Source organism: Moorena sp. SIO4A1, assembly GCF_010672065.1.
GTDB lineage: Bacteria > Cyanobacteriota > Cyanobacteriia > Cyanobacteriales > Coleofasciculaceae > Moorena.
Genome location: NZ_JAAHHX010000118.1, coordinates 1 through 10,297, shown reverse-complemented (window position 1 = coordinate 10,297; position 10,297 = coordinate 1). Strand labels below are relative to the sequence as shown.

At 43.6% G+C, this 10,297-nt stretch carries 10 protein-coding genes and 1 pseudogene; 2 read left to right on the top strand and 9 right to left on the bottom strand.

Features of this window, described 5'->3' with window-relative positions; translation table 11 throughout:
* A pseudogene (locus F6K53_RS34040) lies at nt 1-672 on the bottom strand (RNA-guided endonuclease TnpB family protein); the annotation flags it as partial.
* A gap of 91 nt (nt 673-763) precedes the next feature.
* Nucleotides 764-1,267 (bottom strand): IS607 family transposase, encoded by a 504-nt coding sequence (locus F6K53_RS34035; RefSeq protein ID WP_293071329.1) that lies wholly within the window; start codon nt 1,265-1,267, stop codon nt 764-766.
* On the opposite strand from F6K53_RS34035, the gene F6K53_RS34030 reads away from it, so the two are divergent.
* Nucleotides 1,182-1,397 (top strand): hypothetical protein, encoded by a 216-nt coding sequence (locus tag F6K53_RS34030; RefSeq protein WP_293083739.1) that lies wholly within the window; start codon nt 1,182-1,184, stop codon nt 1,395-1,397. The genes F6K53_RS34035 and F6K53_RS34030 overlap by 86 nt on opposite strands.
* 496 nt (nt 1,398-1,893) lie before the next feature.
* Here the strand turns inward: F6K53_RS34030 and F6K53_RS34025 are convergent, their stop codons facing one another.
* The 7 genes from F6K53_RS34025 to F6K53_RS33995 all read right to left on the bottom strand — a co-directional run bounded on the left by F6K53_RS34025 (nt 1,894) and on the right by F6K53_RS33995 (nt 9,981).
* On the bottom strand, nt 1,894-2,937 hold the full coding sequence (locus F6K53_RS34025; protein ID WP_293083736.1) for a D-alanine--D-alanine ligase: 1,044 nt from the start codon (nt 2,935-2,937) through the stop codon (nt 1,894-1,896).
* 48 nt (nt 2,938-2,985) lie between these two features.
* The gene (locus F6K53_RS34020) at nt 2,986-4,395 is read right to left on the bottom strand and encodes a sodium/proline symporter (protein ID WP_293072166.1); all 1,410 of its coding nucleotides are present in this window, start codon (nt 4,393-4,395) and stop codon (nt 2,986-2,988) included.
* Between the two features lie 151 nt (nt 4,396-4,546).
* Entirely contained in the window at nt 4,547-5,524 is a 978-nt protein-coding gene (locus F6K53_RS34015; RefSeq protein ID WP_293072167.1) for a DMT family transporter, read from the bottom strand.
* 686 nt (nt 5,525-6,210) lie between these two features.
* Entirely contained in the window at nt 6,211-6,357 is a 147-nt protein-coding gene (locus F6K53_RS34010; RefSeq protein ID WP_293072168.1) for an NAD(P)-binding domain-containing protein, read from the bottom strand.
* A 47-nt stretch (nt 6,358-6,404) separates the two neighbouring features.
* Nucleotides 6,405-7,733 (bottom strand): ATP-grasp enzyme, encoded by a 1,329-nt coding sequence (locus F6K53_RS34005; RefSeq protein WP_293037133.1) that lies wholly within the window; start codon nt 7,731-7,733, stop codon nt 6,405-6,407.
* Nucleotides 7,734-7,804: 71 nt separating this feature from the next.
* Nucleotides 7,805-8,638, bottom strand: a complete 834-nt coding sequence (locus F6K53_RS34000; RefSeq protein WP_293037136.1) for a class I SAM-dependent methyltransferase — start codon at nt 8,636-8,638, stop codon at nt 7,805-7,807.
* Between the two features lie 11 nt (nt 8,639-8,649).
* On the bottom strand, nt 8,650-9,981 hold the full coding sequence (locus F6K53_RS33995) for a sedoheptulose 7-phosphate cyclase (protein WP_293083733.1): 1,332 nt from the start codon (nt 9,979-9,981) through the stop codon (nt 8,650-8,652).
* A gap of 30 nt (nt 9,982-10,011) precedes the next feature.
* Between F6K53_RS33995 and F6K53_RS33990 the strand changes: the two genes are divergently transcribed.
* Nucleotides 10,012-10,297: hypothetical protein (locus tag F6K53_RS33990; protein ID WP_293083730.1), on the top strand; the 286-nt coding region annotated here is incomplete at its 3' end.

The following is a 10,297-nucleotide window of genomic DNA, read 5'->3' as shown; positions in this document are numbered from 1 at the left end:
CACCATCCTTCTGGCGGCTTTTCTCATTCGGTATTTTTGTTTTCCCTTAGCCTTACTGATCTTTGAAATCAGATTATCTAAGTGTTGACATAGACGCTGAATCCCAGAAAAGTCACCATGTCCTATTTTGCCAACGGAAGTCTGGCTAAAAAATGTCAAAAAAGTTCTAACACCAGGGTCTAACGCTACAACCCTACCTTGGTTTTCGGTTTTAATGTGGGCTGTTTTGTAAGGGACTACTAGGTAATAGTTCCCGTTAGTGCTAGTCAATCTACAATCACAAATGTTGCCAGGAAGTGTCTCAGCAAAGGTCAATGCACCTAACTTTGTGTGGTAAATTCCTTTTACAGAAACAGCCGATTTAGGAATGTAGCAAGACTGAACAGGATTTTTCCTAGAACGGAATCTAACCCGATTAATTTGTCCCAATTTTTTGTATTTTTTCTTGGCCTCTCTGACAGCGGTACAGGCATCCTTTATCGCTATAGATTTGATTTGATAAGGTACTGCCAAGCACCATTCAGGAAGATCGTTCAGGATACCAGTCTTAATGGCTTTCCAATTTGCTTTAATTTCGCCATTTTCAAGGATTTTGACGGTTTTGTTGAACACATAACGGGAAACTCCAAACCACCTTCTAATAGTTAAGCGTTGGTCAGCGTTTAGGAACAGTCGGATCTTCTTTGATTTTTGTCCCGTACTTTCTGAGTCCGTGGACTCTACAAGAGAAGACGTGAATGATTGAGAGAAGATTGACCTTTGGTCACCCTTCGCGATCGGCGGTAAGCTCTGAGGAGGGGCAACTTTCAGGGTTGTCGAGAACCAAGAGTTTTCCACCGTTGATACTGACCAAGTACTCAAAGAGTTCAAACCCGAATCGGGTGAGTCTGTCTCTACAGGCAACAACAATTGTGAGCTGGTCTCCTTGCATAAGCCGTTCCAGTATGGCTCTAAGCCCTTTTCTTTTGTAGTTGAGACCTGAGCCGATATCTTTGATGATTTCGGCGCTGGGGAAGAGGGAGTGCATATAGGCAACTTGTCTAGCGAGGTCGTCTCTTTGCTTTGTACTACTGACTCGGCAGTAGCAGATAGTGGCTGGCTGTTTTGATTGCCGCTTCCCAAGACTGAGCAGGCTTTGCGTATCAAAGAGCCTGTTTCCGCTTGGTGTCCTTTCGGATTGGATGGTGCCATTATCTGCGTACTTTCTGAGAGTATTTTTGGAGAGTCCGGTAAGTTCGACCGCCTTAGGTCGTGGTACTAATGCCATGTCTCTATCTTACCACATCATTGAAGGATTTGGTAGCAGATGGAATATTTTTACTAACTGTTCCCTAACCTCAATCGGTGTCTCACAAGTAAATACCCTGATCAGGAATGGGCTGAGGCCAGTAATTTAGATAACAATTTAGATTTAGATAACTATGCTGATGGTGGTATGATGCCATGACCAAGACTACATGCGATCGCTAACTGGGGAGTGGCACTCTTGTTACGGAAAACTTAAACGTTACTTACTCATAATAGCAGTTCTCAATTGGCTGAGGTACCTCGTTCTGGGTTAATGGGAATAGGGACTAGGGACTAGGGCGTGTTTTCTTGCCTCGGAGATCCCCCGTTTCCCTTAAAAAAGGGGGACGAGCGAGTATGGCTCCCCCCTTTTTTAAGGGGGGCTGGGGGGGATCATAATCTTGCGGAAAACTTTGAAAACACGCCCTAGGGACTAGGGACTAGGGAATACCTAGGCAGCACTGTCTTGGGGAGCTAGTTGCTAATCTGACTCCCCATCTTCCCACACCTGCCACACCTGCCACACCTGCCACACTTCCCATATTATCCCCATTTCCCCAAACCTGCCGCGCCCCCGCCTCAGACTATTCCCTGATCCGAAGTTCCCTATTCCCTACACGCAGCCTTATCAATTAACGTTTCATCAATCGCTGTCATCAACAACTCATTTACAGATATGCCCGATGCTTTCGCCATAGAAGCAATCACACTTTTAGGAGAAAAAGAACAATACAACCCTGCTTCTAGAAACCAAGGTTGCCCTTGTGGGTCGATACGGAAGTCAAAAAGACTGTAGTGGCGACAGCCCAACGCCTGATGACACCTCTTGGCTACTTCCTGAACTGGCTTGGTTACAGGGTCACTAGGGTCTAGCATCCAAGCCTTAACACCATCCTTAGCAGTCAAACTCAAGTTGCCATCTTCTGTTCGTTTTAGTTTATCCTCATAGTTGCGAATCGGGTGGTCATGGGAATTCACCAGATACTCTTCCAGGGGTAAACCCACTAACTCGCCCTCCTTGACAACGATTCCACATCTAACTTCCCGACCTAGTTCGATGTACTCTTCCACTAAAACCTCATCTGAATGTTCAAACGCTGTTTTGATCGCAGCGTCATAGTCAGCGACATCTTTGACTAAAGCTACTCCGCAAGAATTGTCAGAACTAGCAGGTTTGATCACTACTGGCGGCTTAATGGTTGGAATGTCTCCCTGGCGAAGTAGTTCTCCAAAAGGTACTTTAACTCCTGCCGCTGCCACAATCGCCTTAGCTCTGGCTTTATGGGCAGTTAGTGCCATCAAATCTGGGGTATTGCCCACATAGGGAATATTAAGCAAGTCCAATAGGGCACGGTATTCAGTCATGCCAGGGATGCAAAACATTTGTGGCAGCACTAGGTCAATAGTTTGTGCTGTTATGTACTTTATCGCCTCGGAGAGAGACATGGGTTTTGCTGCGGCGATGTCTTCCTTACTGAGGGATGAGGGAAACCGCCACTGGCGATCGGGGGTGATGTAGGCAATATGAAATTCGTAGAGAGAAGGATTCGCCGTTGCGGCAATACAGTCTTGGGCGTATAGCCGTGACAAATCGCAGTAAAAGTCATTGTCTGCAGACCCAACTAAATGAAGAATGCGAAGTACTGACATAACTAATCTCCTCTTATAAAGAACTAAACTAAACAACTAAAAACGGAATCATTTAGGATGTTTCAAAAACTGAGCAATTCCATAGACTGCCATTCCTGCAGCCATACCTGGAAGCACTTCATAAATAGCACTGGACAAATCAAGTCCTAAATTCCAAATCAAAGCTGTAGCAATCCCAATTCCCATCATTGCGATCGCTGTGGTAAGATTGACTGGTCGCTGCCAAACTCTCAAGATTAATAAAGGACCCAAACCTGAAGCCAGAGCCGACCAAGAAAAAGTTACTAAAGCAAAGACATTGTTATTTCCAAGTAGGGCGATCGCCAAAACTACTGCTGTTACAGTTAGGGTTCCTACTTTTGCGAATTGGTAAGATTTAGCTGCAGCCGGAAAAATATCTTGGGTTAGGGCAGCTGAACAAGAGAGTATTTGAGAATCTGCTGTGGACATAGTGGCAGAAAACAGCCCAGCGAGCATCAATCCCACTAAAACCACTGGTAACAATTTCAACGATAGGTAAGGAAGTGCCAATTCTGGATCCCCGGAAGCCAACAAATCTGGCATCAGCACTCGCCCTGTTAAGCCAATACCCATAGCCGAGATCGAGGTTACTAACCCCAAAGCAGCTTTAAGATTTCTGGCAAAAGCAATGTTGTCGGCTGAGTCAATCGCCATAGCGCGCACCATAATGTGGGGTTGTCCCACCACACCAAAACCAGCTACTATCCAACCAATAAAGAAAGGCGCAAATCCCCACGGTTGCTGAGAAGAATTCCAGTTGATTAAAGCTGGATCAATGCCTGCCAAAGATTGCCACAGTTGCCCGGTTCCACCACAACTGGCAACCGCCACCACTAACAACAGTAACAAGGAACCGATCATGATTGTTGCTTGTAGAGCATCGGTCCAAATTGAGGCGCGAATTCCTCCAGAAAAGCAGTAGATAACGACAATTACTGCTCCTATAATGATGCCTAAATTATAGTTCCATCCGAACACAGCATTGAGTGCTTTGCTTCCTGCTACCAGTTGGGCTGCGGCGTAGGAACCTAGAAAGATAATAGTTATTATAGCAGAGATAATGGCAATCAAACGGGAGCCTTTCATATTTTGACTTAGAAAGGAAGAGACAGTATCTGAAGCAGTTTCCTCAGAGAGCTGTCTCAACCGTTTGAAAATAAAATACCAAGCAAGATAGTCCCCAATTGCCCAACCAATGGTCAGCCAGAGGGAGGAAATGCCTATTTTATAGGCAAAACCTACTTGACCGATGAATAATAAACCACTTTGACCAGTTGCCATTGCTGATAGTGCTGTCAGCCAAGGGTTGACATTGCGACTAGCCAGTAAATAATCGGTGGTGGTATTTTGTTTGCGGGTTGCCGAGTAAATGCCCACTGCTGTAAATAACAGCAGGAACATGATAAACGTGAGTGCAATCCCAACTTGTTTAGCCATTATGTTTGTTTAGGGGTTAATGAGCGATTGCTAGGAATGGTTAATCCTATTGACTAAATCTCTGCTCATTTGATTATATGGCACCACAAGTGTTTAATGTTAATACTTCGATGTTTCTAATATCAAATTTTGATAGATGCAGTAGTGAAATTTAACTATTAGTAGATTCAAGGGGAGATTTAATAGCCGATCTGCTAGAAATAGCCAAATACATTCCCACTAAGATTACCACAAAACTGACTAAAGTCAAAAAACTAAGAGGTTCTGAGAAAATTGTCCAACCTTCGAGGGAACTGAGAACAGGAACAATCAACCCCACTAGGCTAGCAAACCCTGAAGATAACTTTTTGAGGCAATAAGTCCAAAGTCCTACACCCAGCATTTGACCAACGAATGCTAGGGCAATTACTGAAAACCACCCAGTTACGGAACTCGGAAAAAGTTGCTCTTCGGTGATTGCAGCAACAGGAAATAGCAACAGAAAACTGGTTGTCGAAGACCAAGTCATAATCGTCACAGAGTTAAACTTAGTGCGAAGTTGCTCTGCGATTAATGGGTGTACCCCAAAAAATACTGCTGAGAGTAAAGCTGCTAAATCCCCTAGTAGCTGTTGACCAATACTCAATGATAACAGATCATTTACTTCTAGTAAAGTTACTCCCGCGATTGCAACAAACATACCCACGATAAATCGACGGTCAAAGAGCTGACCAAAAGCTAGCCACCCTCCTAATATAGTAAATATGGGAGCCATATTATGCATGATGCTAGAGTTGGCAACACTCGTCTGAGTTAAAGACCAAGTCCAAGCTATCAAAGCCATCGCTAAAAGCAAACCATCTGCAATCAGTAGCCTTTTTTCTGAGCCCAGATTATTTTTATTTAGTTCTGGTTCAGTTTCCTGCTTTTGGTGACCCACATTTAACAAGTTATTCAGTAGTCCAAAGGCAACAGCCGCAATCCAAAAACGATTAAATGCCGTAGCATTTGGTCCCATTTCCAGTTCACTCAAACGAATAAAAATTGGTGAAAAAGAAAGACATATTATGCTACCAATTAATGCAGCAAAAGAATCTATTGGAAATGAAGATAGGTACTGTATTTTTGACAATTTACCTTGAGCATTCATGTTTCTTTATTTATCTATTTTTATTAAAAGCATATATGATAGTATAAACCCTAACACCTGTAGCTATTGAATGGATAGTAAAAATTTAAATCAATAGTTTATTTTGATGCTGTTGTTGTCGATATTTTTTTAAATAAATACTGTATATAAATAGCTGATAATCGGAGACTCATGTAAATGACTACTCAACCTTTATACTAATATTTTGAGGTTTGCTCCTTTCAGGCATAAATAATGACTGCATTACCCCAAATTTTTTTGAGCAACGATGTGAATAACTAAAGGTAGTTTTTTTAAATTAGTTTTAACGGTTTTTTATTCATCTGATAAAAACCCTACTTTCATCTCATATTAAGCAAAACTCAGAATAGTTTTAATCAAGTTCATAATAAATAATTTTATTTTATATATTTACTATTTAAACTCAGTTATTAGCAGATTCAATTGCAGGTTTAATAGCAGATATACTAGAGAGCGTCAAATACATTCCGAATAAAATGACTAGGAAATTTACCAAAGTCCACAATTGAATACGTTCTCAGAAAATCGCTCAACCTTCTACAGCGCTAAAAGCTGGAATAAGCAACGCAACTAGGCTATCAAGGGGTGAGCTTAAATATATGTAATGATTAATATATGTAATGATTATTAATATCAATTTAGGCAGCGGAATAGCCAGTGTAATCCTAATTGATGTCGTAGACATAGACCGAGTAACCATGGGCTAGAAAATTAGCAGCTTGTCGCCCTCCAATATTGCCGCAACCTATGATACCGATGGTGGGATAATTGAGGGTAGATTCCCTGTCCGAAGTGTTGTTAATTGGTAACATATATTGCTTAACTTTTTTGATAGGGCGAATCTTAAGCCGAACGCTATTTAATCCCCACCCAATTCTACCAATTTACCAATATTAAAATCAATCCTTACCCAGCCTTTTAGTTTCCGTAAATTCTCTAATAAGAGTAAAGTAATTTGCCAATGGGGTACGGTTAAGAAGGGTAAGGGATCGTTGACTTGAAAAATGGCATCTGTACCCTTGACAATCTTTTGAATCCACCCTTGTAAAGCTGACCATGATCTGATCTCAGTCAGCCGCCAAATTTCATGATAGAGCCAGTAAGTTGGTTTACTGTCAGGGCGGGGCACAATCGGTGCTTGATTTTCCTCATCACTATCTTTTAGGTAAGCATCTGCTAATCCTGGATGATTGTAAAACATGGTGATAGCAGAATGGGTGCGAGGATTACATTCAATGGGATAGACGGTGCCGTCTTCGGTTTGAATGAAGTCAAAGGAAATTTGTCCTGTCAAATTTAATTCCTTGACAAATTTCTCTACCCATGCATATATCTCAGGCTTATCAAGATGCTGATAATTAACTTGGAAAGGAGACGATGGGGAACAGCAGTGAAGTCTAATTTTTCCCTTGCGGACTGTACTGTGGGTGCAATACTCCTGACCGGTAATAAACTCTTGCATTGTCCAAGGGTTTTCCTTTGTAATAGGAAGATTTTTGACATAATCTTCCATTCCTTCAAAGGGAAACTTGGTCATATCCAAGCGAGAAACTGAATCATACTGAATGCTTTTGAGAATATACCGACTCCCATCTGCTTTGAAGTCAAAATCTAGAATTTGTTGTGGATCGGTAATTAGGAAAGACTTTGGTGCTGATAATCCCAAACAACGGGCTTGCTCGCACAATGTAAATTTGTCGTCTAACATCTGGGTGATGTCAGGAGAAAAGTGGATGACTTCGCAGTAGGGGGAGAGTAACGTTCCAGCGACAGAATCATAATAGCTCGCTACTGGGCTAGATACGGGAATGAAGGCATCAATGTTTTCTTTTTGAACAATTTTTAGTAAGGCTTGGGAATAACCATTGGGATATTTTTCTGGTGCTGGCACGGTATAAAACCCTTTAACCGCATTAGAAAATCGGTGACCAGATAGCCAATATTTATGAGTTTCAACTAAAAAGACATTGTGCCCAGACTTATGAAAAGAGCGAGCCAGTTGCAGGGCTTTGGTCATTTTGCCCCCGGTAATCAAGATGTTTTTGGAACCTTCAACAGGTATTCGTCCTCTGCGAAATGGGGAAGTTATCCAATTGATTACTAGGGAAATAAAGACGAGAGTGGCATTTAGAGGTAAGGCAATTAACAGTAAGGTTAAGGTGCCGATATTTTTTAGTAAAGCAATCATTATTTACTAGGGGAAGAACAAGGCAATGGAGCTGTTCATTGCCTTTTGTTTATTGTCTGATCGTAATTTATCTAGGTGCGTCGGATGATAGTTAAACCATCTCGCAACGGTAGTAACACTTGTTCTACTCGGGGGTCATCCGCTACAAACTGGTTAAATTTAGCGATCGCACTTCCATTGGCAGTCTGTTGCTCTGGGGGTAAATAAGGTTGTCCCTGAAGCAGGGTATTATCCACACAGATAAAGCCACCAGGAGTCAATACATCCCTGTCTAGCAAGACCTTTAAATAATCGACATACTCCTTCTTATCAGCATCAATAAATACCAAATCGAAGGATTCCTGGGCATCTGCCAACTTTTCTAGGGTTTCCAAAGCTGGAGCGACTTCCACTTTAATTTTGCTGCCGTGAGGAGATGCTTCAAAGCAAGCACGGGCAAAGTCGGCGACATATTGATCGACTTCACAGGCAACCAAGTCCCCATCTTCAGGCAAGGCTTCTGCCATGGCTAGAGCGGAATATCCAGTAAACATCCCGACTTCTAGGATGCGCTTTGCCTTAGTCATGTAGACAAACAACTTGAGGGTTTGTCCTTCAATATGCCCAGAGAGCATCTCTTGCTCCAACTGGCGCACGGTTTCTTCATCTGAGAAAAGCTTGCTCCAATCTTCTCTTGCCGTTTTCTGGGCTAAGGCCGCTAGGGCAGGAGACTCTGGAGTCGCACATTCTTCAAGGTAAGGATCGATGCCAGCGGCTAGGGCTAGTGCTTGTTGGAGAGACGCCATCAGAGAAGCGGGCACTTTCTCCTGTTCGGCCATCTCCACGATTCCTTCCAGCTGTTGCACTAAAATTCCTAAGGGAGTTACGGGCCTTGGAGTTGGGGGACTTTGTAATAGGTTAGTCATTTTTACTCCTTTTATTCAAGGCCGAGGTCGCTGAGGTACATTTCTGTGCCTTTTCCATCATCAGGAAAAGAAGAACATAATTCCTTATGCTTGTCAATGGCTAGTTGTAGCAATCCTGACGATACTTCTTGAGCGTAATCACAGGAACCAATCCCTGTTGGCAATGGAGCCCATAAACCCCCTTCTCCTCGCTTGCGCCGCATATTTTTCTGACCTTCAAGCATCAGGTCAATATCTTCTAGGATGGGGTGGTAAACAGACAGACCCAGAGAGCGACACAAAGCGATAATGCGATCGCGTTCTTCTGGTTTGACCCAGCCCATTTCTGCAGCTAAAGTCGCGCCGAACGCCATGCCAATAGTGACAGAATGACCATGCATCAATTTGGCAGCAGGTTCAAAGCGAGGACTCCAGGTGTGACCATAAGCGTGGGGACGGTCTTGGTAAGTCTCGAACATATTTGTTCCTTCATGCTTCATGTAGGAAAACAATGCCCGATAGATGACTGTATCAGCGATCGCTGCGAGTTTCTCATCGCCATCTAGGGTCGCAAAGTGAGTCTCTACTAAGCGCGGACCGTATTGTTCCATTAACTCAAACAGAACCGGATCATCGGTGACTGCCATTTTAATAATTTCTGCCATACCGTTGCGGACGTGACCTGTCGCCAAAGTACGGAAGAAACTGCGGTCTACCAAAGTCATTACTGGAGGATGATAGGAGCCAATGCTGTTCTTGAATTGGGCACCGTTAGTGCAAGTGCGGGGCGACGGACCAGCATCAATAGCAGCCACAACCGTAGTTCCGACCATAATATAAGGAGTGCGTCGGTGCTGCAGGGCGCAGGCAAGTCCGGCTACATCACTGAGAACACCGCCACCTACCACTAGTACGGGTTCGTTGCGGGAAACGTCGCAGCCATCTTTACCTAAAAATTTCAGCAAGCGGTGGACGGTTTCGGGAGTTTTGTCAGATTCCCAAGCGCGGCAGGGCTGCAAGTTAAGAGGAATTTCATACTCCTCGAAGTAGCGGCGAATTGAGGCTCCGTAAAGCTCATCTACGGTCTGATCCACAATTGCCACACAACGACCGCGACGACTGTAAACCTCCGCCAAAGTGGGATTAGCAGGGTTGAAAACTCCGTCTACTAATTTAACTGTTGCCTTTAGCGCATAGGTAGCAGAGATTTCAAAAGAGCGACCGTCTCCACTAGCAGCGATTTCTCCATGACCGGTGTACCACTCTGAGGTGCGGTACTTTTCTGGGTGGTGGAATTGAATAATCTGCTCTGACTGTGAAGGAGAGAGCTTTAGTGATTTTGGATTAGGTTTAGCTTGAACCATAATTGTGTTGTTTGGAGATTGCTTGTTTGGATGTTCCGATCTGAAAGAATTTACATGGCAAGGCAGATTTCTAGGTATATTTCCGTCCCCCTAGCCCCCCAATTTGCCGGTGCGACTCGCGGCGAATTTAATTCGACCACTGCAAGGGCACCGGGGCAGGGAACAAAACCCTCAACTTCCCCCAAAATTGATACCGCTGGCGAAATTAATATTTGTTTAGACATAGGTCAACCGGTCGGCCCAAGAGCAGCAAAACGAGAACATCGGGTAGCTGCAAATGGAACTCCCTGCCACCAATTAACCAAACGCACAATAT